We start from the raw sequence: 25,062 nt of genomic DNA, 5'->3' as shown, positions 1-25,062 counted from the left end.
GAAGGGCGTGCGTTACCGCTATTACGTGTCTCACGCCTTATTGCAGAACCGAAAGAGCGAAGCGGGAACCGTCTCCCGCGTGTCGGCGCCCGACATCGAACAACTCGTTTGCGACGCTCTGAGGGGGAGGCTGCACGCAGATGACGACGCCTGCGATCGTGATCTGATTCGGGCCCGGATCGAGCGGATCGTCATCCAAGCCGATCGGATCGTGGTTACGTTTCACCGGCCGGAGCTGGAAGCGGATCTATCAAACTCTGAAACCGCGCCCAACAGATTGACCGAGCTGACGATCCCCTTTGCTCCAAATCTCATGCGCCGGACGGGAATTGTGCATGCGCCAATGGACCAGGAGAGGATTGTTTCCGAAACGCGCGAGACGTTGCTGAAGGCGATTGCGCGTTCACGCGGATGGATGGAGATGATCCTCTCGGGTAAGGCCGCATCATTCGACGAGATCGCCTCGAGCGAAGGCCTCGCCGAACGTCATGTCCGGCGCTTGGCCGTCCTTGCGTTCCTGTCGCCGAAAGCGTTCAGGCGATCGCTGACGGCGCCGCTCCCTCGGGTGTGACAGTCTCCAGCCTGACACAGGCTCTGCCTCATGCTTGGGCGGATCAAGAGCGACTGCTCGGCATCGGCTAAAATCCCCAATCACCATCTTGACCGATTGCGACCGGCGCCGCGCCGTCTCATGCCGCCGTCGCGTTTGGATCCTGGAATGGATGACACAGTGAATAAACATCCGGGTTTATCGACCGAACCGCGTCGAAGCGAACCGGTCTGCGCGCGAAGCGAACCCGTCTCGGGCGGCGTCCGTCAAAAATCCCGACATTGGAAAATCGCCGACTGAGACCGTGCCTGGATTCACGCCATTGAAACCGGGATTTCAGACTCTGGAAAGTCTCTGAGCCGCCGCTCCCAGTGCGAATGCCCCGAATTCCCGGCCCTTTCCCCAAAGTCTGCGTCCTGTGTGAACTTCCGGGAATGCATGGCTGGGGCGAGAGGATTCGAACCGAGAGACGCTGCTCGGAGCGCCGTTCTTAACCACCGGATTTCGTTTATTTTATTGCCCCCAACTGACTGGACTTCTCCCGCACAGTACGCACTGTGGTGGTCACTCGGTGACCGCTGATAAGCCGCCGACAGCAGGGCGCGCCCCGCGATTTGCGGGGCTTTGGGCAGTGCAAGCGTCATTCCGACGCCCGCCCAAGGAGCCCAGGTCATGTCAGCCCGCCCGAGACAAAAATCTCCAGTCGAGAGGGTCACTCCGTCTAAGAACGGAAATGCAAAAGCCCCTTCAGCGCCCACAACTCCCGGGGCGTCGAAGCGCCAGAAGGTAGCGGCGACTGCTGCAACCGCGCCGAAGCCTGTCGATCAACCGCAGGTCGGTCCCAGCACGAAGCAGGAGCGCATGCTTACCCTGCTCAGCCGCCCAGAGGGCGCCAGTATCGAAGAGATGATGCAGGCGACGAACTGGCAGCAGCACAGTGTTCGCGGCTTCCTCGCAGGGACAGTAAAGAAGAAGCTCGGCTTTGTTCTGTCAAGCGCCAAGACCGCCGATGGCGTCCGTCGCTATCACATCAAGGCGCGCCGAGGCCGCTGATATGAGCAAGGTTTCGATTGACATCGCCGCCGAGCTCGCCCGGCTTGCCGATTTGACGATCTTCGAGCTTCGCGCCGAATGGCGGCGCCTGCATCGGGCTCAGCCGCCGATGCGCTTGTCGCGCGATCTCCTCATGCGCGGCATCACTTACAAGCTTCAGGAGAGGCCGCTCGGCGGCCTCTCCAAGGCGACGTTACGCAAACTGGCAAGCTTGAAAGCTAACACCGACGTCAACAAACCGCCGCCCGTGCCGGTTTCCGTGAAGCCAGGCACGCGGCTGGTGCGCGAATGGCGTGGCGTCACCCACTGCGTACTGGTCCATGCGGATGGATTTGAATGGAGCGGCGAACGTTATGGCTCTCTGACCCTCATCGCCGAAAAGATCACCGGCGCCCATTGGTCGGGGCCGCGGTTCTTCGGGCTGAGAAGGCTGACTGGCGCTTCATCAAAGGGCGCGGAGAGCGGCCGTGCGGAAATCTGATCGCGCGCAGTCAGCTTGCATTGTCCGCTGCGCCATCTATACGCGCAAATCCTCCGAAGACGGGCTGGAGCAGGAGTTTAACTCCCTCGACGCCCAGCGCGAAGCCTGTGAATCCTACATCATCAGCCAGCGCCACGCCGGCTGGATCGCCCTTCCCGACATGTATGATGACGGCGGCCTTTCCGGCGGCACCATGGAGCGCCCTGCCCTGCAGCGGCTGCTAGCCGAGGTCGCGGCGAAGAAGATCCAGATCATCGTCGTCTACAAGGTCGACCGTCTGACCCGATCGCTGGCCGACTTCGCCAAGATCGTCGATGTGCTCGACGCCCATGGCGCCTCCTTCGTCTCCGTCACCCAGCAGTTCAATACCACAACCTCCATGGGGCGTCTGACCCTGAACATGCTGCTCTCCTTCGCCCAGTTCGAACGGGAGATCGCGGGGGAGCGGATCCGAGACAAGATCGCCGCGTCAAAAGCGAAGGGCATGTGGATGGGCGGCAATGTGCCGCTCGGCTATGACGTCAAGGACAGGAAGCTTGTCGTCAACGAGGCTGAGGCGGCGACTGTCCGAATGATCTTCCGGCGTTACGCCGAGCTCGGCTCAGTCTCGCTCCTTAAAGCCGAACTCGATGCGCGCGGCGTCGTCAGCAAACGACGGGAGGGCGCGCAGGGCAAACTCTCCGGCGGCAAGCCCTTCTCGCGAGGCAACCTTTACCTGATGCTGCAGAACCGGCTGTACGTCGGAGAGATCGCCCACAAAGGTAACATCCATCCGGGACAGCAGGAGGGGATCATCGACGCAGCGCTTTGGCAAGCTGTGCAAGATTGTCTGTCAACAAATCGGGTGGAACGATCGTTGGGCACTGGCGCGGAAGAGTCGAGCCTGTTGGCGAGCCTGATCTTCGATACGGATGGCGAACGCTTGTCGCCGACCCATTCCGTGAAGAAAGGCAAACGCTACCGCTATTACGTCTCCGCCGCGCTTATCGCCGGCAAACGGAATGACCAATCCAAAGGCCGACGGATCCCTGCGGGCGACATTGAAGGGCTGGTTCTGGATCGGCTGCGCGCGCTGTTCGCGTCAGAAGCGGAGATCACGAGCGCGGTTGCGCCGCTCGGTCTCGACGCGCCGACCCAACGGGCTCTGCTTGGTCGATCCAAAGACCTCGCTGAGCGCTGGACCAGACTGACCTCGCTTCAGCGGCGCGAGATCGTCCTGGCGCTCATCCCACGGATCGAGGTCGACGAAGAGCAGATCTTCATGCACCTGGATCGAGCATCGATTCCTTCAGTGGCGTTGCCGGACTGGTCGCCGGGGTCGATGAAGCCCGCGTTGCCCTTCGAGCCTTTGGTGCTGTCCATTACCGCTAGTCTCCAACGCGCCGGAAAGGGCATACGGCTTGTGATCGGCGGAGGCGCCGCCAACGCCATCGACAGCGGCCTCGCCTCGCTCGTCGCCAAAGCAATCTCCTCGCGCGCGATGCTCTTCTCGGGCCAAGATGACAGCGTTGAGGCGATGGCCGCGCGGCTGGGTGTGCGGCGGGATTATCTGGCTGTGCTGCTGCGCCTATCGTACCTCTCGCCCGACATTGTTCGGGCCATCCTCGCCGGCCAGCACCCGGTCGAGTTGACGCCGACGCGGCTTATCGCCCTGTCGAGAGGTCTCCCGCACGATTGGCAAGAACAAAAGCGCGTCCTTGGCTTCCCCACACCCTGACCGGGGCCTGAAAACCACCAGCAAAGCTGCGCAACTGACGGTTCGAAAACCGGCCCGAGAGACATTCGCGCCGTTTAGGCACCGAAAGCCCCGGTTTTCGTCTCTGAAAAGCGACCGCTGCAAAACCCCTCTCGTAACCCACGGAAATGTCTGGCCCTCCCCTTCTCAACCGGGAACCTTCGGAGACACAGGAAATCAGGGAGTTAGCTGGCTGGGGGACCTGGATTCGAACCAAGATTAACGGAGTCAGAGTCCGCTGTTCTACCGTTGAACTATCCCCCAAACGGCGCCGCGCAGAGCGCGCGCGAACGGCTGGTGACTTAGAGAGCGCCGCCGACAGTGTCAACCTTCCGGCCGCCAACGCCGCCGCTCGCGCCCTTATGGCTGCAGGAAACGCCCTTGCGGGCGGCGCGCCGATCCTGCATGTAAGAAATTTACGCCAGCCGTCTGGCGTTACGATGATCGCCGCTCCGCTTCCGTCGATGCGGCGCAAGGCGAGACGGAGCGGCTTCGCGGAAGGGATCGAGTGAGGGAAACCGGTCTACCGTCTACGGCGTCGGCCTCGGCGCAGGCCGCGCCCGAGCTTCATATCACCCCCGGCGTCGCTTCCGGCGCGCTCGACTCGCGCCATGTCTATGCTGCGCTCGACCTCGGCACCAACAACTGCCGGCTGCTGATCGCCCGGCCCGAGCACAGGCCGCGGCGGCGCAACAATGATTTTTTGCGCATCATCGACGCCTTCTCGCGCATCGTGCGGCTGGGGGAAGGCCTCGGCAAGGCTGGCCGGATCAGCGAGGAAGCGATCGAGCGCACCATCGCCGCGCTCCAAATCTGCCGCGAAAAAATGGATGCGCGCGGCGTCACCCGCGCCCGGCTCGTCGCGACCCAGGCATGCCGCAGCGCGGCGAACGGCGACGAATTCGTCGAGCGCGTCCGCGAACGCACCGGGCTGCAGCTCGAGATCATTGACCGCGAAACCGAGGCGCGCTTCGCCGCCCGCGGCTGCGGATCGCTCGCCGATCCGGCCGCCGAAAGCGTGCTGCTGTTCGACATCGGCGGCGGGTCCACCGAGCTCGTGTGGCTGACGCGCGAACGGCGCAGCGAAAATGGCGCTTACGCCTTTCGCGCCTGGACTTCGCTCGAACTTGGCGTCGTGACCCTCGCGGAGCATTTCGGCGGCCGCTGCGTTTCGGCCGAGACCTTCGCGGCCATGGCCCAGCAGGTGCGCGAGACTCTCGCCCCCTTCGCGCGGCGCATGGCCTCGGAGCGCCGCTGTCCGCGCTTCCATCTTCTGGGCACGTCGGGGACGGTCACCACCCTGGCCGGCGTTCATCTTGGGCTCGAGCGTTACGACCGCTGGCGCGTCGACGGCCTGTGGATGAGCGATGATGACGCAACGCGGGCGATCCTGCGGCTGCGAGACATGGATTTCGATGAGCGTGTCGCCAACGGCTGCATCGGACCGCAACGCGCCGATCTCGTCCTTGCCGGCTGCGCAATTTTCGAGGCGATTCGCACGCTTTTTCCGGCGCAGCGGACGCGCATCGCCGACCGGGGGTTGCGCGAAGGCATGCTGCTGGAGCTGATGGAGGCCGACGGCGCGCTGACGCGGCGCGTCTAGAGCGCTTCCCGATCACATGAAATCATGTGATCGGGAAGCGCTCAAAATCAAAATGTTGGAACAGGTTCTCATCGAAAAAGTCTGTCAACTTTTCCGGAACCTGCTCTAGCGGCTCGACGGCGGGCGCGCGGACGGGCAGAAACGTCCGCGAAAAAAATGCGAACGCTTGGGGGGAGCGGATGACAGATGCAATCGATGGAGCGCGCCAGCGCGGGCCGCGCCACGAGACGGGGCGATGAGCGGCCGCGGATTGTATCGGCCCTGCGTCGGCGTCTTATTGCTCAATGCGCAAGGCCTCGCCTTTATCGGGCGGCGGCGCGCCAAAGGCGCCCATGACCAGACCCGCCCACCCTATCTCTGGCAGATGCCTCAGGGGGGCATCGACGAGGGCGAGACGCCCTATGAGGCGGCGCTGCGCGAGCTTCACGAAGAGACCAATGTGTCGAGCGTCGCCCTTCTCGCCGAGGCTCCAGACTGGCTTTGCTACGATCTGCCCAGAAACAACAACAACCGCTGGAGCGGCAAATATGTCGGCCAAACCCAGCGCTGGTTCGCGCTGCGCTTCACCGGCGACGAAAGCGAGATCGATATTCACGCGCCGGGCCACGGCGCGCATAAGCCCGAATTCGACGCCTGGCGCTGGGAGACGCTTTCGGCGCTGCCGGAACTCATCGTGCCGTTCAAGCGGATCGTCTATGAGCAGGTGGTGAAGGAATTCGCGCCTCTCGTCGCGGCGCGGGCCTAAAGCTAGGCCGACCGCAGCAGCCGCGCGGCGAAAAATCCGTCGATGCCGGCAAGGCGCGGATCTTCGTTCGGCCAGTAATGCGGCAATGTGCGCAGATCGCCGTCTCGGTTGATGAACTCCTCCGGGACGCCCTCGCCAGGATCAATCGGCATTCGGCGGAAATCGGGATTGCGGCGCAAAAACGCGGCGATCTGCTGTTCGCCTTCCTCAGGCTCCAGCGAGCAGGAGCAATAAATGATTCGTCCGCCGGCCCGCGTCAGGAGCGCCGCGCGATTGAGCAGCTTTGTCTGCAAGCTCGCGAGCGCTTCGATGTCGCCCGGCTTCTTGGTCCAGGGCACGTCGGGGTGGCGGCGGATCGTTCCCGTCGCCGAACAGGGCGCATCAATCAAAATCGCGTCGAAAGGCTGCGCCTGATAGGCGGCGGCGTCGCCGACCGCAACTTCCGCGTGCAACTGTAGCCGAGCGAGATTGGCGGCGAGCAGCTTTAGGCGCTCCGCCGAACGGTCCAGAGCGACCACCTGCGCGCGGGCAAGCGCCATCTGCGCCGTCTTGCCGCCAGGCGCGGCGCACATATCGAGCACACGTTCGTCGGGCCGCGGCGCCAGCAGGCGGGCCGGCAGAGCGGCGGCGGCGTCCTGCACCCACCACTCGCCGTCCCCATAGCCGGGAAGTTCGCTGATCGGCGCGTGGGTGCGCAGCCGCACCGAGCCTGTCGGCAGCACGACGCCGTCGAGCCGCTCCGCCCAGCCCTTGGGATCGTCCTTGACTGACACGTCGAGGGGCGGCTCGAGCATGTGCATCGCCGCGATGGCGCGCCCAGCGTCTTCGCCGTAATGCTTGCGCCAACGCTGCGCCAGCCATGGCGGCGCGTCGTACTCGCCGCTTGCGGCGATCTCGAGGAATTCCTCGCGACGGCGCGCGAGATTGCGCAGCACGCCATTCACCAGTCCGCTAAAGCCGGCGGTTTTCGGTTCGAGGCGCGCCGCGCGCACCGCGAGATCGACGGCGGCGTGATCGGCGGCGTCGAGAAACAGGATTTGCGCGGCGGCGGCGATCAGCGAGAACTCAAGCCGAGCGGCCTGACGCGGCAGCCCCTTTTCGAGGAGTTCGGCGAGAATGTAGCGGATGAGGCCAAGCCGGCGCACCGCGACCGTGACGATCGAGCGCGTGAGCGACACGTCGCGGGCGTCGAGCCCGGACAGGCGCGAAGGAACGGCGTTCGGGGCGAAACACTCATCGAGACGATGGCCGCCCTGCACGATGTCGCCGATGATGTTGGCGGCGGCGAGGCGCGCCGGCAACCCGGGAATCTTCGCGGCTTCGGCCTCCCGCACCGCTTCGGCGGGCACGAAGCCTTGCCGGGACCCTTGACGCGCCGATTTGGTCCGGGCGGAAATTGATCTACTGTCGCTGTTCGCCAAACGGCTTCTCCCTCCGCGACCGAACCGAATCATAGCACAATAGCGCGGCGGCGGGCGATGAATGCACACAGGAACGGACCGTGTCGAAGGCAGAAGACACAGCGAATTTGACAGAGCGGCGCGCGCAGCCGCCGCCGGCCGCGCAGCGCGCATTGGCCGAAGCGCAGGCGCGTCGCCGCGAGGCCGCGCAAGCTCCGGCCCCGCCGCAAGAACTTGGCGGCCGCGACGGACCCGACCCGGCGCGCTACGGCGACTGGGAAGTCAAAGGAATTGCTAGCGATTTTTGATCCGCTGCGCGCGAGCGCGTTTCTGGAGAGCGTTCCGATATGAAAAAACGAACAGCGTTAGGCGGTCTGTTGCTGTGTCTGACGTTCTCCGCCGCCCAACTCGAATTGGCGCAAGCTCAGAGCCTCGATCTCGCGTCGAGCAAGGTCGTCGACCTCAGCCACGCCTTCAGCGCCGAAACCATCTACTGGCCGACTTCGCCGTCGGGCTTCGAGCTCAGAGTGCTGCACAAGGGACCGACCAAGGCTGGGTTCTTCTATTTCGCCAACGCCTTTTGTTCGCCCGAGCATGGCGGCACGCATCTCGACGCGCCGATGCATTTCGCCGAGGGCCGCTGGACAAACGCCGAAATTCCCGTCGAGCGCTTCGTCGGCCCGGCGATCGTCATTGACGTCGCCGCCAAGGCCGCGGCGAACCCGGACTATCTGCTGACGATCGAAGACATCGCCGCCTGGGAGGCGGCGCATGGCCGCATACCCGACAAAGCGATCGTGCTGCTGCGCACCGGATGGAGCGCGCGCTGGCCCGACAAGAAGGCCTATCTCGGCGACGACACGCCGGGCGACGCCACACATCTCCATTTCCCGTCTTTTGGGCCTGAAGCGGCGGCCTGGCTCGCGAAAGAGCGCCGCCCCAACCTCATCGGCGTCGACACGGCGAGCGTGGACAACGGACCGTCGCAGGATTTTTTGGTGCACCGGATCATTGGCGCCGCCAATATTGGCGGGCTTGAGAACCTCACCGACCTCGATCAGCTGCCGCCAACGGGCGCGATTCTCGTCGCCTTGCCGATGAAGATCGAAAAAGGCTCGGGCGGCCCCGCCCGCATCATCGCGCTCGTCCCGCGATAGACGCGGTTACCCGACGCCCTTCGCGCGCAGGAAGGCCAACGCCTTTTCCCAGGCGTCGCTGGCGGCGTCTCGCCGATAGCTGTCGCGATAGTCGGCGAAGAACGCATGCGGCGCGTCGGCATCGACGATGATCTCAGCGGGCGCCTGCGCCTTCTTCAGACGCTCGCGCATGGTCTCGATGAGTTCGGCGGGAATGCTCGGGTCGGCGCCGCCGTACAGCCCCAGCGTCGGCGTTTTCAGCTCCCCCGCGATGTCGATCGGCCAGCGTGGCTGCGCCGGCGTATGCGGCCCATCGAGCCTTCCATACCAGGGGATGCAGGCGAGGAGTTGCGGATTGTGCGCCGCATAGAGCCAGGCGACGCGCCCGCCCCAGCAAAACCCGGTGATCGCCGCGCGTTTGGCGTCGCCGCCTTTCGTCGCGGCGTAAGCGAGCGCCTGATCGAATATCTCCATCGTCTCGGCGTCGGGAACCTTGGCGACGATGGCGCGAATCGCCTCTATGTCTGGCGCTTCCTGCGGGTCCCCGTAGCGAATGAGGAAGTCGGGCGCGATGACGAGAAACCCGAGCTTCGCGAACCGCCGCACGATGTCGCGAATATGTTCGTGCAGGCCAAAGATTTCCTGCGCCACAAGAATAATCGGGAAATCGCCGCCGGTCCGCGGGCGGGCGATATAGGCCGGCGCGCCGCCCGGCAGCGTCGTCATGTCCGCCTCAAGCCCCTCCACGTCCGTGGCGATGGCGCTTGGCGCGGGCGCGCCCGCCGCTTGGGCGAACCGGGCGTGGTTGTTCGAAGGCAAGGTCACGAGGCCTCCTACAAAGCTGACGTCGGGGATTAGCTATGCAAAGGACGGGCTGTGTCCAGCCGGCCGACCACGACGCCGTCGGCTCTATTTTAAAGTTCCGACCGCCGCGAACCCCCTCCCCGGGGCGTAGAAAGTCCGGCGCGCCTATATGGCGTCGCAACCGCGGCTTCTCTTTGTGCGCGAAACCGCGTATATCGCCGCACCGTATCGGCGGCCCCACGCCGAAGGAGAGGAAGCCTTGGCGCCCTCGTTCTCGCTCCCGGCGAGCGCCCTCTTCCGAGACCGTCGACAAGAGGCGCGGCGCGCTCCTCTCAAAGGAAACCTCCCATGATGCAGCGATCCGACGCCGGTCCCGCCTCCGGCGGCGATGGGACGCAAACGCATGCGCACCAGGGAGAGGAACGCGAGAAGGGCGGTGTCGTCGGCCTCATCATCGGTTCGATGGGCGTCGTCTATGGCGACATTGGCACGAGCCCGCTCTACGCCCTGCGCGAGTCGCTCGCCCACAGCGTGAAGGCCGATGTCCTTACTGAAGAAGCGGTGATAGGCCCAATCTCGCTATTGATCTTCGCCCTGATATTCACCGTAACGATCAAATACGTGGTTTTTCTCATGCGGGCCGACAATCGCGGCGAAGGCGGCATCCTATCATTGATGGCGCTGGCGCAATCCGCACTTGGCGGGGGGTCGGCGCCGGTCTTTCTGCTCGGCGTCGCGGGCGCTGCGTTATTCTCCGGCGACGCCATCATCACGCCTGCAATTTCGGTCATGTCGGCGATCGAGGGACTGGAGCTCGTCACTCACCGCTTCAGCGAATTCGTTCTGCCGATCACCATTTTCATCCTGGTCACGCTGTTCTGGGTGCAGAGCCATGGAACGGCGCGAGTCGCGGCATTTTTCGGCCCGATCATGATTGCGTTTTTCCTCTGCATCGCAGTGCTGGGCGCCGCGCACATTCCCGATGCGCCGCAAGTGTTGACCGCCTTCGACCCCCGCGCTGGCATAAGCTTTCTACTCCAACATGGATGGTTGGGGTTTGCGGTGCTGGGATCGGTCTTCCTGGGCGTGACCGGCGCCGAAGCGCTTTACGCCGATATGGGCCATTTCGGCCGCTTTCCTATTCGGTTTGCTTGGCTCGCCTTCGTGCTTCCGGCGCTCTTGCTGAATTATCTGGGCCAGGGAGCTTTGATTCTTTCCCGTCCGGAAACGATCGACAATCCCTTCTTTCTTTTAGCCCCAGAGTGGGGCCTATTGCCGCTCGTCATTTTGTCGACGCTTGCCACAGTCATTGCGAGTCAGGCGGTGATCACGGGCGCTTTTTCGATCGTGAGACAAGCGATTCAACTGGGGCTGGTCCCTCGTTTGGAGGTCACGCATACCTCCGCCTCGCAGGAAGGCCAAATCTATATCGGCCGCATCAACCGGTTGTTGCTCATTGGCGTGTTGCTGCTCGTCATCGCCTTCAAAAGCTCGTCGGCTCTGGCGTCTGCATATGGCATCGCCGTGACGGGCACCATGGTGGTCACGACCGGGCTCGCCTTCGTCGTGGTATGGAAAAAATGGGGCTGGCCGCTCTGGGCGGCGCTGCTGCTGATTTCGGCGTTTCTCGTCGTGGACCTGGCGTTCCTTGCGGCGAACCTTATGAAAGTCAAAGATGGCGGCTGGGTGCCTCTCGCGCTTGGCGGTTGCGCAATGATCGTCATGTGGACCTGGATGCGCGGCACGCGGCTTCTCGCCGAAAAAACCCATCGCGACTCAATACCGCTCAGGGAGCTGATTGCGATGTTGGAGAAGTCAAAACCGACGCGCGTACCTGGCACAGCGGTCTTTCTGACCAGCGATCCTTCCGTCGCGCCGGCGGCGTTGTTGCACAATCTTAAGCACAACAAGGTTCTGCACGAGCGCGTGCTTGTGATTTGTGTGAGGACCGAGGATCGGCCGCGCGTCGCGCCGGACAAGCGCTTCGAAATCGAGAAGCTCAGCGCCGACTTCTACCGCGCGACGCTGCACTATGGCTTCATGGAAAGTCCACGCGTTCCGGCCGCGCTCGCCGCCATGCGCAAAGCCGGGTTCAAATACGACATCATGACCACGAGCTTCTTCCTCGGCCGGCGCTCGATCAAGGAAAGCCCCTCCTCCGAAATGCCGGTGTGGCAGGACAAGCTCTATGTCGCGCTCACTCGACAAGCCGCCAACGCCACGGACTTCTTCTCGATCCCCTCCGACCGAGTCGTCGAACTGGGCGCGCAAGTGACGATTTAGCGCGCGCGAAAACAGTGGACGGGACGGGGCCCAGGCCCTAAGCAACGGCGGCCTGCGGGGCTCGCGTAAGAGCCGAAAGGGCCCGGCGGCGCCCGGTCGAAAGGGCTTTTTGAAGATTTCACCGCCTTACGAAGGACGTCTGTCGCTTATGCCCACCCGCATCGATGATCGCTTCGCCGCCCTCAAGAAGGAAGGGCGCGCCGCCCTCGTGACCTTTGTGATGGCCGGCGACCCGGATCTCGCGACGTCGCTCGACATTTTGCGTGGCCTGCCCGGCGCCGGCGCGGACGTCATCGAGGTCGGCATGCCTTTCACCGATCCGATGGCGGATGGGCCAGCGATCCAGGCGGCGGGCCTGCGAGCGCTCAAGGCGGGGACCACGCTCAAGAAGACCTTGAAGCTCGTCGCCGACTTCCGCGCCGGAGACGACGCCACCCCCATCGTGCTGATGGGCTACTACAATCCAATCTATGTTTACGGCGTCGACGCCTTTCTGCGCGACGCCCGGAACGCCGGCGTCGATGGCCTGATCGTCGTGGACCTGCCGCCGGAGGAAGACTCGGAACTCTGCGTTCCCGCCCGCAGCGCTGGGCTGAACTTCATTCGCCTGGCCACGCCGACGACCGATGACAAGCGGCTTCCTAAGGTGCTCGAAAATACAAGCGGCTTCGTCTACTATGTGTCGCTTACCGGCATCACCGGCGCGGCGCTTGCCGACTACGCCGGCGTCAGTCAGGCGGTTGCGCGCATCAAGCGGCACACGGCGCTGCCGATCGCCGTCGGATTTGGCGTCAAAAATGCGGAGAACGCCGCCGAACTCGCCCGTAACGCCGATGGCGTCGTGGTCGGCACGGCGCTGGTCCAAGCGCTTAAGGCCTCGCTCGACGCGGAAGGCCGCGCCGGACCTTCGAGCGTTGGCGCTGTGACCGGGCTCGTCGCGTCCATCGCCGAAGGCGTGCGCGACGCTCGCCCTAAGGGCGGCTTTATGAGTTGGCTGACGAGGCTCGTGTCATGAATTGGTATTCGAACGTCGTCCCGCCGAAGATCAAGGCGCTGATCAAGCGTGAAGCGCCGGAAAATCTCTGGGTGAAATGTCCCGAGAGCGGCCAACTCGTCTTCCACAAGGACATCGAGGCCAATCTCTATGTCGTGCCCGGCTCGGGCTACCACATGCGCTGTCCGGTCGAGACTCGGCTCGCCAGTCTTTTCGACGGCGCCGAATGCGAGCTGATTCCGACGCCGGAAGCGCCCTTGGATCCGCTCAAGTTTCGCGACATCAAGCGTTACGTCGACAAGCTGAAGGAATATCGAGTCAAAACCGGCATGGCGGACGCCGTGACGATCGCCTTCGGCAATCTCGAAGGCTCGCCGGTCACCGTCGCGGTTCAGGATTTCGAATTCCTGGGCGGCTCGCTCGGCATGGCCGCCGGCGAGGCGATCATCGCCGGCTGCGAACATGCGCTCGCCAAGCGCACGCCTTTTGTGATCTTCACGGCGTCGGGCGGCGCGCGCATGCAGGAGGGCATGTTCTCGCTCATGCAGATGCCGCGCACGACCATCGCCGTGCAGCGCCTGCGCGAGGCGCGCCTGCCCTATATCGTCGTGCTGACCAATCCGACGACGGGCGGCGTCACCGCGTCCTACGCCATGCTCGGCGACGTGCAGATCGCCGAGCCCGGCGCGATCATCGGCTTCGCCGGCGCACGCGTCATTGAGCAGACGATCCGGGAGAAGCTTCCCGAAGGCTTCCAGCGCGCCGAATATCTACGCGATCACGGCATGGTCGATATGGTGGTGCCGCGTCAGGAGCTGCGCCAGACGCTGGCGCGCCTGTGCGGTCTCTTGACCAAGTCGCCGCCGCGCCGCGCCGCCGCCTGATATCGCGAGGCGCAGCCGCAATGGATCAGCATGACGCGATCCTGTCGCGACTGCTCACGCTTCATCCAAAGAAGATCGATCTGTCGCTGGGGCGCACGGAGCGGCTGCTCGCCGCGCTCGGACGACCGGAGCTCAGACTGCCGCCCGTCATCCACGTCGCCGGAACCAACGGCAAAGGCTCGACGATCGCCTTTCTGCGCGCCATGCTCGAAGCCGCCGGCAAGCGCGTGCATGTCTATACGTCCCCTCACCTCCTGCGCTTCAATGAGCGGATTCGTCTCGGCGGCGACGGCGGCGGAACGCTTGTCGACGACGAGCGTCTGAAGGCGGCGCTCGAACGTTGCGAACAGGCGAACGCGGGGCAGCCGATCACCTTCTTCGAGATCACGACGGCGGCGGCCTTTTTGCTCTTCGCCGAAGCGCCGGCCGACTGGCTGCTGCTCGAGACGGGGCTCGGCGGGCGCTATGACGCGACCAATGTCATCTCGCAGCCCAAATGCGCCGTCATCACCTCGATCTCCCTCGACCATCTCGAGTTCCTTGGCGATACGGTCGAAAAGATCGCCTATGAGAAGGCCGGAATATTGAAGAAGGGCGCCCCGGCCGTGATCGGCTTCCAGTCGGAACCCGTGGCGAGGGCGCTGGAGCGCGAGGCGCGACGCGTCGGCGCGACGCCGATCGTCGCCGGCCGGGACTTTCACATCTCCAATGAGAACGGGCGCCTCGTTTATGAGGACGAGCGCGGTTTGCTCGATCTGCCGCTGCCGCGTCTCGCCGGACGCCACCAGCATGAAAACGCCGCCGGCGCGATCGCCGCCCTGCGCGCCGTCGCCCCGGAGATTCCGGCTGCGGCGATCGAAGCGGGGCTGACGCGCGCCGAATGGCCGGCGCGGCTGCAGCGGCTCACACGCGGGCGCATCGTCGATCTCGCGCCGCCCGGCGCCGAGGTGTGGCTCGACGGCGGCCATAATGAGGATGGCGGCCGCGTTCTGGCCGAGGCGATGGCCGAGTTCCACGACAAGGCGCCACGCCCGCTGGCGCTGATCTGCGGCGCGCAGACGACCAAGGACATTCGCGCGCTGCTCAAGCATTTCGTCGGACTGGCGCGCGAGGTCGTCGCGGTGCCGGTCGAGGGCGAGCATAAGAGCTGGCCGCCCGAGGACGTCGCGAGACTTGCCAGGGCTGAGGGCATGCCCGGCGCCGCAGCGGGAGGCGTCGAGGAAGCGCTCGCGCTCCTTTCGACGCGCAGCTTCGACGCGCCGCCGCGCGTGCTCATCGCAGGTTCGCTCTATCTTGCCGCCTCGGTGCTGGCGGCCAACGGCTCGCTGGTGGAATGAGCCGCGCCGCCCCGTTTCGCCCGCGCCGCGACATCGCCGAGAGAGCCGGGTCTCACGCTTTTGTAAGCTCCTCCACAAGCTTGCGAGCCGCCGGACCGGAGGAAGCCGGGTTCTGGCCCGTGATCAACTGGCCGTCGCGGACGACATACGGGGCCCAGTCCGCCGCCTTTGAGAAGCGCCCGCCCTTCGCCTGAAGCTCGTCCTCGACAAGGAACGGAACGACGTGGGTGAGGCCTACCGCCTCCTCCTCGACATTGGTGAAGCCGGTGACTGTCTTGCCCGCGACCAGCGGCCGGCCGTCGGGACCTTCAACATGGCGCAGCACGCCCGGCGCGTGGCACACGAGCGCGATGGGTTTGCCGGCGCGGATGAAGGATTCGATCAGCCTGATCGAATCCGGGTCCTCGGCGAGGTCCCACATCGGCCCATGGCCGCCGGGATAGAAGACCGAGTCGAAATCGTCCTGACGGACGCTATCGAGCCGCGCCGTGTCGGCGAGGCGCGCCTTGGCGGCCTCGTCCGCTTGGAACCGGCGGGTGAGATCGGTCTGAAATTCGGGTTCGTTGCTCTTTGGGTCCAACGGCGGCTGACCGCCCTTGGGCGAGGCAAGCGTGATCTCGGCTCCGGCGTCGAGAAAGACGTAATAGGGCGCAGCGAGCTCTTCCAGCCAGAAGCCCGTCTTTCGGCCTGTGTCGCCGAGCCTGTCATGCGAGGTGAGGACGATGAGGATTTTCACGGATTTCTCCTGTTTCGGGGAGCATGTTCGCATGGCTGGGGTTGCGAAAAAATGACGCAGTGGTCCGGCGGCGCCCAGCGCGAGCAGGAGGGTAGGCGCGCGAGCCACTTGGATTCGGTAAAAATTTGCTCCACAAGCGCGCAGATGCGCGTTGCGCAATGACTGGAGCCAAGAACTCATGACCCTGATGTTGGCGAGCGTTCTCTCCCGCGAAGAGGCGGAGATCGCCCTCTCGCGCGGCGCCGACATCATCGACTGCAAGGCGCCCTCGCGCGGCGCGCTGGGCGCCCTACCCCTGGACACCGTCGCTGAGATCGTCGCCTTCGTCGACGGGCGCCGCCCCGTCAGCGCCGTCGTCGAGCTGCCGCACGACGTCGCGCATGCGCTGCGCGACTTTGAAGAGGTCGTCGCGGCAGGCGTCGATTATGTCAAATTCGCCCTGCCGGCGACGCCCGACGCCGTCGAGATCATCGAGGCGCTGGCGCCGCTGACCGCAAAAACAAAGCTCGTCGCCGTCCTCTTCGCCGATCTCGGCCCCGAATTCGACACTCTCGAGCCGCTGGCCGGCGCCGGCTTTCATGGCGCGATGCTGGATACCGCGCATAAAGGCAAAGGCCGACTGGTCGACTTTATGAGCGTCGGCGCGCTGTCCGAATTCGTGGCGCGCTGCCGCGCGCTCGGGCTCGCCTCAGGACTCGCTGGGGCATTGGAGCCTCCCGATGTGCCGCGCCTGCTCGTCACCGGAGCGGACGTGCTCGGCTTTCGCGGCGCGCTCTGCGCGCATGGCGAGCGGCGCGCCGCCATCGACGCCCGCGCCACGACGCTGATCCGCGATCTGATCCCTTCGACACGAGGCGCGCACGCCGATTTTCACGCCCACTGGTCGTTCCTCGGCCGCGGCTATATCGAGCCCGCCGGCGCGAACGACACCGATTGCGTGTTTCTCAAGGATTATGTCGCGCCTGTCGAGATCGGCGCCTACGCCCACGAACACGGGCATACGCAGCGTGTGCGGTTCAACGTGGAAGCGGACGTGACCCGCATCAACGGCTCCGACGACATGCGCTCGATCTTCTCCTACGACGTGATCATGGACGCGATCAAAATGATCCTCGCCGGCGGCCATATCGAGCTTGTCGAAACGATCGCCGAGCGCCTCGCCGAAAGCGTGCTGCTGCATGAACGCGTGCGCGCCGTCACCGTCCAGGTCGAAAAGCTGGATGTCGCGCCCGGCGCCGTCGGCGTGAAAATCCGTCGCGCGCGCGCCCATGAGGATGTGCGTCGCCTGCAGCCGGCGCCGATGCGCATCGATGCCGTCAAGTAGCGCGCCCCTCGTCGTTAAACTCGGCGGCAGCCTGCACGCTTCCCCGGAGCTCGCCGATTGGGTTGCGGCGCTGAAGCGCTATTCGCGGCCGCTGACCATCGTTCCCGGCGGCGGACCCTTCGCCGACGCCGTGCGCGCCGCGCAACCCGCATTAGGCTATGACGATGAGACCGCACACGCCATGGCGGTTCTGGCGATGGAGCAATATGCACTGGCGCTCGCGAACCGTGACAACTCGCTGGAGCTCGCGGGCTCTCGTGACGCAATCGCAGCGGCGCAGGCGCGAGGTCGAATCGCCCTTTGGCGGCCGAGCGCAATGGTCGCCGCCGCCGATGACATTGCGCCCTCCTGGGAGGTCACCTCCGACAGTCTCGCGGCCTGGCTTGCCAAAAAAATAGACGCTTGCGCGCTGATGCTTATCAAGAGCGTCGATGTCGGCGATGGCGCCTTATTGAGCGAGATTGTGCGCAAGGGCGTTGTCGATTCGGCGCTTCCGGATTATCTCGATGGGACGCCGCTCTTCCTCGCCGGCCCCTCGTCTCTCCCGCGCGCCGCCGCGCTTCTTGCCGACGGCGTCCCGCCGGGCGCAGCCATCACAAATTTTCCAACGCGGAAGTTCGCCTGATGACCAAAAAGAAAGTAGTCACGCCGCGCTGGGGTTGGGCGCTCACCGGATCTGGGCATTTCTTCACCGAATGTCTCGAGATGATCCGCTCGCTCGATCACGTCGATCTCTTCGTCAGCAAGGCGGCGGCGGAAGTCGTGCGCATGTATAAGCACGATCTTGATCTGCCGGAAACGGTTCGCATCTTTAAGGACACCACCGCGAGCGCCGCGCCGGTCGGGAATTTCTACTACAACTTTTATCACACGCTGGTTCTCGCGCCCGCGACGTCGAACACCGTCGCGAAATGCGTCGCCGGCATTTCCGACAACCTTGCGACAAATGTCTTCGCGCAGGCCGGCAAATGCCGCGTGCCGACGATCGTCTTCGCCTGCGACACCGCGCCCGAACTCGAGACGCGCGCGCCCAAGGGCATGGTGATGGTCTATCCGCGCCGCATCGATTTGCAGAACACCGACGCGCTCAAATCCTTCGAAGCGACGCAGGTCGTCGAAAGCCTCGCGGCGCTACAGGAGGCGGTGGAGCGTCGCCGTCGCGAAGTCGAGCCGCAACCCTAACGAAAGCTCCGCATGAGCGAGCGCCTGCTGTTCCTCACCGGCCATCTTGCACTGCCGCGGTTGGAGCGCATGGTCGCGAGCTTCGGCGAAGCGGCGCAGGGGTGGCGCATCCACGACATTGGCGTGAAGGTCGCGGCGCTCATGACCCAGGAGATCATTCATCGTCGCCTGCCGCGACCCGTGCAAGCGGACCGCGTCATATTGCCGGGGCGCTGTCGCGCCAATCTCGCCGTGCTGACCGAGGATTTCGGCGTCGCCTTTGAACGCGGGCCGGAAGAGATCGCCGATCTTCCCGCCTATCTCGGGCGCGGCGGCGCGGCGCCGGATCTCTCACGCTACGACATGCAGATTTTTGCCGAGATCGTCGACGCATCGAAGATGAGCGTCGCAGATATTTCGGTCAAGGCGCGCGAACTCGCCGCGGGCGGCGCCGACGTCATCGATCTCGGCTGTCTACCGGATACGCCTTTCGATCATCTTGAGGAAACGATCGCGGCGCTCAAGGCCCACGGCCTGAAGGTGAGCGTCGACTCGGCCAATGTCGCCGAGCTTGAACGCGCGGCGAAGGCCGGCGTCGATCACCTCTTGAGTTTGGACGAAGCAACGCTGTCGATCCTTCCCGACAATTCGCCCGTCATTCCGATTCTGACGCCGCGGCCGCACGGCGATCTCGACTCGCTGCAGCGCGCCGCGCGCCGTGCGCGCGCGCGCGGAATCAGCGCCATTCTCGATCCGATCCTCGATCCGATTCATTTCGGCCTTGCCGCCTCGATCGCCCGCTACGTCGAACTGCGCGCGCGCGAGCCTGAGGCCGAGATCATGATGGGAACGGGCAATCTCACGGAGCTGACCGACGCCGATTCCGCCGGCGTCACCGCGGCGATGCTCGGCATATGTTCGGAGCTCGACATCCGGCATCTCCTCACGGTGCAGGTGTCCCCTCATACGCGGCGGACGCTGCAGGAGCACGATGCGGCGAGGCGGTTGATGTTTGCGGCGCGCGCCGACCGCGCGCTGCCAAAGGGCTATAGCGACGCCCTGCTGCAGATCCACGACCGCAAACCTTATGCTGCGACGCCGGAAGAGATTGCCGCGCTTGCGCGCGAACTGCGCGATGCTAATTTCCGCATAGATGTGACGCAGGACGGCGTGCACATCTACGCCAAAGGATTCCACCATGTCGCGGCAGACGCGATGGCGCTCTTCCCGCATCTTGCCGTCGAACATGACGGCGCCCACGCTTTTTACCTTGGCGCGGAATTGATGAAAGCCGAGATCGCCTACAAGCTCGGCAAGCGCTATCGTCAAGACGAGCCGCTCGACTTCGGGGTCGCGTCGGACGTCAACGAAGAGGACGCGACCCGCTTCAAGGAAATGGGTCACACCATGCGCAAAGCGGGCGAAGGACCTGCGAAAGATGCCTCTGATACATGAATGCGTCGTCACGACGCTGTCGCCGGAAGGTCGACCGCATATCGCGCCGCTCGGATTGATCGAGGAACACGGTTTCTGGATCGCGGCGCCGTTTCGTCCATCGTCGACCCTGTTCAATCTCACACATAATCCCAAAGCGACGGCGAGCTTCACCGACGACGCGCGCATTTTTGCCGGACTCGTCGCCGGCCAACGCAACTGGCCGCTCACCGACATTGAAGACTGGCCGGCGCCGCGCCTTTCCGCCGCGCTGGCGCACGCCGAACTCATCGTCGCGCGCGTCGAGGAGCATGAATCGCGGCCGCGCTTCTTCTGCAGAGTGAGGCGAATTGAGTCGCATCGCGCTTTTCTCGGCATGAACCGGGCGCGCGCCGCCGTGCTGGAAGCGGCGATTCTCGCAACTCGGCTCGACATGCTTCCGCGTGAAAAAATCGAGAGCGAACTCGCCTATCTGCAGATCGCCATCGACAAAACCGCCGGCGAGGCCGAGCGCGAAGCCTGGAACATGGTGATGGAAAAAATTGACGCGCATAAGGAGCGAGCGGAAAAGCGCGCGTCGCGTTAGCGAACTTTGGTCGCGCGATTCGCAAGCATGCCCCATGAAAGAAGCGTGCGATGAACCGAAACGTCTGCGCGATGGCGGCGATCGTTCTCCTTTCAACGTCGCAGGCAATTTGTGGCGACGCGTCGACGAAGCCATCGGCGTCGACGTCACGCTGGCTCGATAGCCTGTCGATCGACGGCTTCCTGTCGGGAGGCGTGGCCATCAACTTCGCGCGTCCTTTCAACAAGATAAACTTCGGTCATCTCGAGACGGATCGCGCCAACTGGCCGCAATTCAATCAAGCGATACTGAATGTGGAGCGTCCGCTCGACCAGAAGGCGACCGGCCTGGACTTCGGACTTGGCTTCATCGGAATGATCGGCACAGACGCTCGTTACACGCAGTTCCTAGGCCAGACCGAATACCTCATTCACGATCGCACGCAGCTCTCGATCGTCGAGGCGAATCTCCAGGTCCACCTGCCAATTCTGACCAAGGGCGGCGTCGACGTCACGATCGGACAATTCATGAGCTATAATGGCTTCGAAAAGCTCACGTCGAAGGACAATGTTTTTTATACGCGCTCCTACAGCTCGAATTTCGGACCCTTCGTCGACACCGGCGTCATGTCGATCGTCCATGCAACGGACTGGCTCGATCTATACGCCGGCATTGTCTCCGGCGTGGACACCTCAATCGGCTGGCCCGGCGACAATAATAATTCGCCCTCAATTCATGCCGGCTTTGGTCTCAACCTGCTCGACGGCGAGCTTTCGATCCTCGCGATTACACATTCCGGACCAGAAAATCCGAATGTGAAAGACCCTTTGTTGGTGGGTTGGCCGGATGGCGTCATCGGCGGCGTACCTGCGGCGTGCGCCTGCAATCCCAACAACGCCTGGCGTCTGTTCAATAATTTGACGGCGACCTGGAATGTCACGGAAAACCTGAGCTTCACGTCGGACATCAGCTATTTTCGGGAGAGCGGCTGGTACCCAGTATCGGTTTTCGGATCCTCTTTTGACACGCTTAACGCCCTGCCTAACGGCTTCGGCTTCAATGCGTCTCTCTTCCCGCAACATCCTCGCGGCGCCAACGCATATGGGATTGCCCAATATGCGACGTACAAGGTCGACGACTCGATCAAACTCGGCGCGCGCGTCGAATTTTGGCGCGACGCCAAAAATTTCTTCGCCGCCGCCTATCCGGGCTACTTCGACAGCGTCAACTCCGAACACGGCTTTCCCGCTCCATCGGTAATTGTGCAGCCGCAGGGACAAGGGACGAGCTATCTTGCAATTACGGCCGGCGTTACCTTTTCGCAAAAGCTGACAGCGATTCCGTATTTTTCAGGATTGATCCTGAGACCCGAATTTCGATGGGAGGCCGCGGTGAATGATGCGGCGCCCTTCTTCGGGCCGAACGGTCCAAAGCGCACGCAGGGCCTTTTCTCGATGGACGTAATCGCGCCATTCACAATCCAATGATCGTTGTGCGCTACCGGACCTCCAGCAGCGCGAGCGCCGAGGCCGGCGCACAATTCGCCGCCCTCTCGGCCAAATCCGGCGGCGCCGCGATCAGATCGGCGAAATCAATGAATGTTCGGCCTTGCGCATGCGCCAGACGCGCAGCGAGTTTGCGACCAACGCCGGCGCCGACGATGGGCGCGTCGTATGCAATCGCCTCACGCGATGCGAGCAGCGCCATCTGATCTTCGATGGCGCGCGATTGCGCGCGCGCAAGATACTGCGCGAAGGCGCGCCATCGCGCATCGCTCAGTTCGGCGGCGTCACACCCGGCAAGACGCGCCAGCCGCGCGCGCGACGCTGCAGCCGTCTTCGGCCGCCCGTCCGCCGTCGGTGAAAGATCCGCATCGGTTTCGCCCTCGGGAAGATCGCCGAGCACGCGCCGCACGTCGGCCATCGACGCAAAGGCCTCGTTGACGAGCGGCGTCCACCGTCCGGCGATCGGCGCGCGCGTCGCATAGGCCTGAGGCGCGCCGCGTGAAAATCCGGCATAGGCGAGTTCGCCATAAGCGAGGCGCTCGGCGTCGCCCGCCCCGCGCGCCGCGACACGTCCGGCGCAAATCGGCGCAATGTCCGTCGTCGTCGATCCAATGTCGATGAAAAGCGCCTCGGCGCAATGGCGCGCGACGAATTCAGCCGAGGCGCGCCAATTCGCCGAAGCGACGGCGTCGACATTGGCGCCGATCTCGTCGCGGCTGATGAAGCCGCGTTCGCCGGCGTAAAAAAGAATGTCAGGAACGCCGATTTCACGCGCGGCGATGGTGGCGACCGTAACGACGCCGCGCGCCCTGCTTTCGAAGGCGTCGGAGAGCTCCGCCGTCATGGTGATGCGATGACGCTCTGCCTCGCCGAGCGCCGAGCGCGCGGCGCGTAGCGCCTGCTCCAGGCTTGCGACGCTTTCGTGGGGGGCGCAGGCGATCTGCACGACCGCCGTGAGGCGCCCGTCGTCCGCGCGCGCCGCCTTGACATGGGCGCCGCCAATATCCCAGCCGATGACCGTCGCCACGCGCCTATTCCAAAAACAAAAGGGGAGCCGCGCGGCTCCCCTTCGATATTGAAGACGTTCGCGCGACTCAGTTCGGCGCGAAGGGGTGCTTGGCTTCGTTGCGCTTGGCGACGACTTCCGAAGCCTTCGGCTCGCCCTTGACGGCGCGGGCGATCGCTTCCTTCGTCGCGGTATAATTGTAGTCCTGGATCTTCTTGTCGTCCGAAGCGTCCCAGTGAATGAACACGCCGACCGCAATGAAGATGTCGTCGGCCTCATCCATCGGGATCACGCCCTCGGCGACCGAATCCGCAACGGCCTTGGCGACGCCATGCTGCGCCGGGCCGAACATCTGCACCGCCTGCTTGGCGCCCTTGATCGTCACCTTGTTGAAGAGGATCGTGTTGGGCTTGCACAGCAGGTTCGGCGCGACGACGGCGAGCAGCGTCGTGAAGCCGTCCTTGTTGTTGACGAGCGCATTGGCGAAGGCGAGTTCGGCCGCCGAGCCGCGCGGACCCATGATCAGGTCGATATGCGCCACTTCATTGCCGTCGCCGACCAGCGACTCGCCGACCAGCATCTTGTTGATCAAAGCCATGTTTTTCTCCCAGAATTCTGGCGCCGGATTCACAGGCGCCTAAGCGAGCCGCACGCGGGGCGCGCGGCGATAAGAGCCCGCGCTCGCGGCGCGGACTCAACCATTTTCGCGCGGTCTTGCCAAGGCGCGAGACCTGGCAAGCGCGCGAGACGTCACACGAGTTCGCGGGCCAGCGCGAAAGCGTGACGGAAGTCGAGGCAGAGGGGCTCGTCGGACGTCGCCATCTTCTTGAAGAGACCAGCTTCCGTGCCGTATTTGACGTTGCCGATCGCCAGCGCGCCGATGCCCAGCGCGCCATGAGGCGAAACCACGACGCCATTGTCGTGCAAACCGCAGCCTTCAACGCCAAGCGGCGGCACGGCGTTGACGTCGGCGGCGATCAGGAGATCCTTGGCGGCGGCGAGATCGTCCTTCGATAGCACCTGGACGCCGGCGCGCGCCGCGCACAGCGCGATTTCATGCTGGCGCAGCAATTCCCGCACTTGTTCTGGAGTGGAGCCGTCGGCAGGCGCCACCTTGATGTTAAAACGCTTGCACATTTCGTCGGCGAGCTTGGCGACGCGCTCGAGGCCGCTATAGCCGACGACGGTGACCTCTGCGCCTTCAAGCGCCGAGATGACGGCGGCGGAATAGCCAACAACGCCCGTCGCCCCGTAGATGACGACTTTTGCGCCCTTGAGCTCGCGCTGTTTCTTCTCCCGCAGAATCTTTTCGACGCAGGCGACCATGGCGCCGGCGGTGGTGAAGGAGCCGTAGGGATCGGCGAAGAGCGACACTTCGAAGGGCTTGAGCAGCGCCTTCTTTGCCGTGTCCATCATGTCGAGCGCGAGCACGGCGTCGCGGCCGGCGAAGAAGATGCCGGTGCGCAGCGCCGCCGAAGGCGCGCGCGAAAACATCGCGTCCTGCACGAGCGCGGTGACTTCGTCGAGCGTGACATTGGTGTAGGGAATCGCCGCGTCATAGCCGGCGTCGAGGGCCATGTTCACATCGAAGGGGCTCATATGCTTCAACGTGCTGAGCATGTGCAGAATCGCTTTGGCCATTGAATCTCCCCAACCTTTCCCTCGATTTTCGCGTCTTACGCGGCCAATAGGCGACGCGCGGCGGGAGACAGTCTCCAGCCCCTCGATCTCTCAAAGATACCCGGCTAAAGGAACGGCGCGCGGGCGCGCGCCTCGGCCTCGCCCGGAGCGATGGGAGGCTTAGAACCCAGAACGAAGCCGATGTCTAGAGGCGCGTGCGCCGCAGCGTGCGGCCGCATGGCGGGGGCTGTCGGTTGACGCCGGCCGCGCTTTGCCTCTATAAGCCCCGCAATCGAGGCTCGGCGCAATCGGCGTCGCGCCTCGCTGTCTTTTTCACCCTCTGCTGGCGATCGCGGGCGACTGACGCAGCGGCCGACGCATGGAAGAATAGAGCGAAAGGAACCATTATGTCCCGCCGTTGCGAGCTGACCGGAAAGGGCGTGCAGTCCGGCAATCTCGTCAGCCATTCCAATCGGAAGACGAAGACCCGCTTTCTGCCCAATCTCGTCAATGTGACGCTCGCCTCAGAGGCGCTGGCGCGTTCGGTGCGACTGCGCATCTCCGCTGCCGCGCTGCGGTCGGTCGAGCATCGCGGCGGGCTTGACGCCTTCCTCGCGAAGGCGAAGACCGAAGAGCTGTCGCAGAACGCCCGGACGCTCAAGCGCGAAATCGAGAAGAAGCAGGCGGCCGCGAGCGCTTAAAGCTT

At 64.1% G+C, this 25,062-nt stretch carries 25 protein-coding genes and 1 tRNA gene; 19 read left to right on the top strand and 7 right to left on the bottom strand.

The genetic code is table 11. The features are described from left to right. The first annotated feature begins 7 nt into the window (after window positions 1-7). The 4 genes from IYW40_RS21845 to IYW40_RS12050 all read left to right on the top strand — a co-directional run bounded on the left by IYW40_RS21845 (window position 8) and on the right by IYW40_RS12050 (window position 3,801). Window positions 8-571, top strand: a complete 564-nt coding sequence (locus IYW40_RS21845) for a hypothetical protein (protein WP_246720762.1) — start codon at window positions 8-10, stop codon at window positions 569-571. A gap of 651 nt (window positions 572-1,222) precedes the next feature. Continuing rightward, window positions 1,223-1,603 carry a DUF3489 domain-containing protein gene (locus IYW40_RS22120; RefSeq protein WP_196400641.1) on the top strand — a complete coding sequence of 127 codons (381 nt, stop codon included), beginning with the start codon at window positions 1,223-1,225 and terminating at the stop codon, window positions 1,601-1,603. Between the two features lies 1 nt (window position 1,604). Further along, entirely contained in the window at window positions 1,605-2,084 is a 480-nt protein-coding gene (locus IYW40_RS12055; RefSeq protein ID WP_196400640.1) for a DUF2924 domain-containing protein, read from the top strand. Then, entirely contained in the window at window positions 2,071-3,801 is a 1,731-nt protein-coding gene (locus IYW40_RS12050) for a recombinase family protein (RefSeq protein WP_196400639.1), read from the top strand. Before IYW40_RS12055 ends, IYW40_RS12050 begins: the two co-directional genes overlap by 14 nt. A gap of 208 nt (window positions 3,802-4,009) precedes the next feature. Here the strand turns inward: IYW40_RS12050 and IYW40_RS12045 are convergent. Beyond that, window positions 4,010-4,083 (bottom strand) — tRNA-Gln (locus tag IYW40_RS12045). A gap of 244 nt (window positions 4,084-4,327) precedes the next feature. Here IYW40_RS12045 and IYW40_RS12040 point away from each other — a divergent pair. Both IYW40_RS12040 and IYW40_RS12035 read left to right on the top strand, forming a co-directional pair. Next, window positions 4,328-5,422 carry a Ppx/GppA phosphatase family protein gene (locus IYW40_RS12040; RefSeq protein WP_196400638.1) on the top strand — a complete coding sequence of 365 codons (1,095 nt, stop codon included), beginning with the start codon at window positions 4,328-4,330 and terminating at the stop codon, window positions 5,420-5,422. 235 nt (window positions 5,423-5,657) lie between these two features. Beyond that, complete coding sequence (locus IYW40_RS12035) at window positions 5,658-6,167, top strand: RNA pyrophosphohydrolase (RefSeq protein ID WP_196400637.1); 510 nt, start codon at window positions 5,658-5,660, stop codon at window positions 6,165-6,167. Window positions 6,168-6,169: 2 nt separating this feature from the next. On the opposite strand, the gene IYW40_RS12030 is transcribed toward IYW40_RS12035, so the two are convergent. Further along, window positions 6,170-7,516: a transcription antitermination factor NusB gene (locus IYW40_RS12030; protein WP_196400636.1), complete on the bottom strand. Its 1,347-nt coding sequence runs from the start codon at window positions 7,514-7,516 to the stop codon at window positions 6,170-6,172. A 152-nt stretch (window positions 7,517-7,668) separates the two neighbouring features. On the opposite strand from IYW40_RS12030, the gene IYW40_RS12025 reads away from it, so the two are divergent. Next, entirely contained in the window at window positions 7,669-7,875 is a 207-nt protein-coding gene (locus IYW40_RS12025; protein WP_196400635.1) for a DUF1674 domain-containing protein, read from the top strand. 39 nt (window positions 7,876-7,914) lie between these two features. After that, a complete protein-coding gene (locus IYW40_RS12020) occupies window positions 7,915-8,724 on the top strand; it encodes a cyclase family protein (protein ID WP_196400634.1) in 810 nt (269 codons plus the stop codon). 6 nt (window positions 8,725-8,730) lie between these two features. Here the strand turns inward: IYW40_RS12020 and IYW40_RS12015 are convergent, their stop codons facing one another. Further along, window positions 8,731-9,528: a dienelactone hydrolase family protein gene (locus IYW40_RS12015; RefSeq protein ID WP_196400633.1), complete on the bottom strand. Its 798-nt coding sequence runs from the start codon at window positions 9,526-9,528 to the stop codon at window positions 8,731-8,733. A 327-nt stretch (window positions 9,529-9,855) separates the two neighbouring features. Here IYW40_RS12015 and IYW40_RS12010 point away from each other — a divergent pair, with 327 nt between their 5' ends. The 4 genes from IYW40_RS12010 (at window position 9,856) to IYW40_RS11995 (ending at window position 15,005) form a co-directional block, all read left to right on the top strand. Further along, the gene (locus IYW40_RS12010) at window positions 9,856-11,790 is read left to right on the top strand and encodes a potassium transporter Kup (RefSeq protein ID WP_196400632.1); all 1,935 of its coding nucleotides are present in this window, start codon (window positions 9,856-9,858) and stop codon (window positions 11,788-11,790) included. 148 nt (window positions 11,791-11,938) lie between these two features. Further along, complete coding sequence (gene trpA / locus IYW40_RS12005) at window positions 11,939-12,805, top strand: tryptophan synthase subunit alpha (RefSeq protein WP_196400795.1); 867 nt, start codon at window positions 11,939-11,941, stop codon at window positions 12,803-12,805. After that, entirely contained in the window at window positions 12,802-13,668 is an 867-nt protein-coding gene (accD, locus tag IYW40_RS12000; protein WP_196400631.1) for an acetyl-CoA carboxylase, carboxyltransferase subunit beta, read from the top strand. Before trpA ends, accD begins: the two co-directional genes overlap by 4 nt. Window positions 13,669-13,688: 20 nt before the next feature. Continuing rightward, window positions 13,689-15,005, top strand: coding sequence for a folylpolyglutamate synthase/dihydrofolate synthase family protein (locus tag IYW40_RS11995; protein WP_196400630.1), 1,317 nt, complete (start codon window positions 13,689-13,691; stop codon window positions 15,003-15,005). Between the two features lie 52 nt (window positions 15,006-15,057). Here the strand turns inward: IYW40_RS11995 and IYW40_RS11990 are convergent, their stop codons facing one another. Then, window positions 15,058-15,741 (bottom strand): type 1 glutamine amidotransferase domain-containing protein, encoded by a 684-nt coding sequence (locus tag IYW40_RS11990; RefSeq protein ID WP_196400629.1) that lies wholly within the window; start codon window positions 15,739-15,741, stop codon window positions 15,058-15,060. 178 nt (window positions 15,742-15,919) lie between these two features. Between IYW40_RS11990 and IYW40_RS11985 the strand changes: the two genes are divergently transcribed. Genes IYW40_RS11985 through IYW40_RS11960 form a run of 6 tightly spaced genes read left to right on the top strand, consistent with a single transcriptional unit; the run spans window position 15,920 to window position 21,712 of the window. Continuing rightward, window positions 15,920-17,065, top strand: coding sequence for a (5-formylfuran-3-yl)methyl phosphate synthase (locus tag IYW40_RS11985; protein WP_196400628.1), 1,146 nt, complete (start codon window positions 15,920-15,922; stop codon window positions 17,063-17,065). Further along, entirely contained in the window at window positions 17,052-17,690 is a 639-nt protein-coding gene (locus IYW40_RS11980; RefSeq protein ID WP_196400627.1) for a uridylate kinase, read from the top strand. The genes IYW40_RS11985 and IYW40_RS11980 overlap by 14 nt, the downstream gene beginning before the upstream one ends. After that, entirely contained in the window at window positions 17,690-18,247 is a 558-nt protein-coding gene (locus IYW40_RS11975) for a flavoprotein (protein WP_018409685.1), read from the top strand. The genes IYW40_RS11980 and IYW40_RS11975 overlap by 1 nt, the downstream gene beginning before the upstream one ends. A 12-nt stretch (window positions 18,248-18,259) precedes the next feature. Continuing rightward, window positions 18,260-19,681, top strand: coding sequence for a DUF6513 domain-containing protein (locus IYW40_RS11970; RefSeq protein ID WP_196400626.1), 1,422 nt, complete (start codon window positions 18,260-18,262; stop codon window positions 19,679-19,681). Further along, window positions 19,665-20,246 (top strand): DUF447 domain-containing protein, encoded by a 582-nt coding sequence (locus IYW40_RS11965; protein WP_196400625.1) that lies wholly within the window; start codon window positions 19,665-19,667, stop codon window positions 20,244-20,246. Before IYW40_RS11970 ends, IYW40_RS11965 begins: the two co-directional genes overlap by 17 nt. Window positions 20,247-20,296: 50 nt before the next feature. Further along, window positions 20,297-21,712 carry an outer membrane beta-barrel protein gene (locus tag IYW40_RS11960; protein ID WP_196400624.1) on the top strand — a complete coding sequence of 472 codons (1,416 nt, stop codon included), beginning with the start codon at window positions 20,297-20,299 and terminating at the stop codon, window positions 21,710-21,712. A gap of 10 nt (window positions 21,713-21,722) precedes the next feature. Here the strand turns inward: IYW40_RS11960 and IYW40_RS11955 are convergent, their stop codons facing one another. From IYW40_RS11955 to IYW40_RS11945, 3 genes are all read right to left on the bottom strand, one after another. Then, the gene (locus IYW40_RS11955) at window positions 21,723-22,757 is read right to left on the bottom strand and encodes a hydantoinase/oxoprolinase family protein (protein WP_196400623.1); all 1,035 of its coding nucleotides are present in this window, start codon (window positions 22,755-22,757) and stop codon (window positions 21,723-21,725) included. Window positions 22,758-22,824: 67 nt separating this feature from the next. Next, complete coding sequence (gene fae, locus IYW40_RS11950; protein WP_026223198.1) at window positions 22,825-23,334, bottom strand: formaldehyde-activating enzyme; 510 nt, start codon at window positions 23,332-23,334, stop codon at window positions 22,825-22,827. 152 nt (window positions 23,335-23,486) lie between these two features. Then, window positions 23,487-24,377: an NAD(P)-dependent methylenetetrahydromethanopterin dehydrogenase gene (locus IYW40_RS11945; RefSeq protein WP_196400622.1), complete on the bottom strand. Its 891-nt coding sequence runs from the start codon at window positions 24,375-24,377 to the stop codon at window positions 23,487-23,489. A gap of 386 nt (window positions 24,378-24,763) precedes the next feature. Between IYW40_RS11945 and rpmB the strand changes: the two genes are divergently transcribed. Continuing rightward, on the top strand, window positions 24,764-25,057 hold the full coding sequence (rpmB, locus tag IYW40_RS11940; protein ID WP_029651098.1) for a 50S ribosomal protein L28: 294 nt from the start codon (window positions 24,764-24,766) through the stop codon (window positions 25,055-25,057). Window positions 25,058-25,062: the final 5 nt, after the last annotated feature.

The sequence above is a fragment of the Methylocystis sp. H4A genome (genome assembly GCF_015709545.1).
Lineage (GTDB): Bacteria > Pseudomonadota > Alphaproteobacteria > Rhizobiales > Beijerinckiaceae > Methylocystis > Methylocystis silviterrae.
This window is presented reverse-complemented; position numbering and strand designations above follow the sequence as displayed.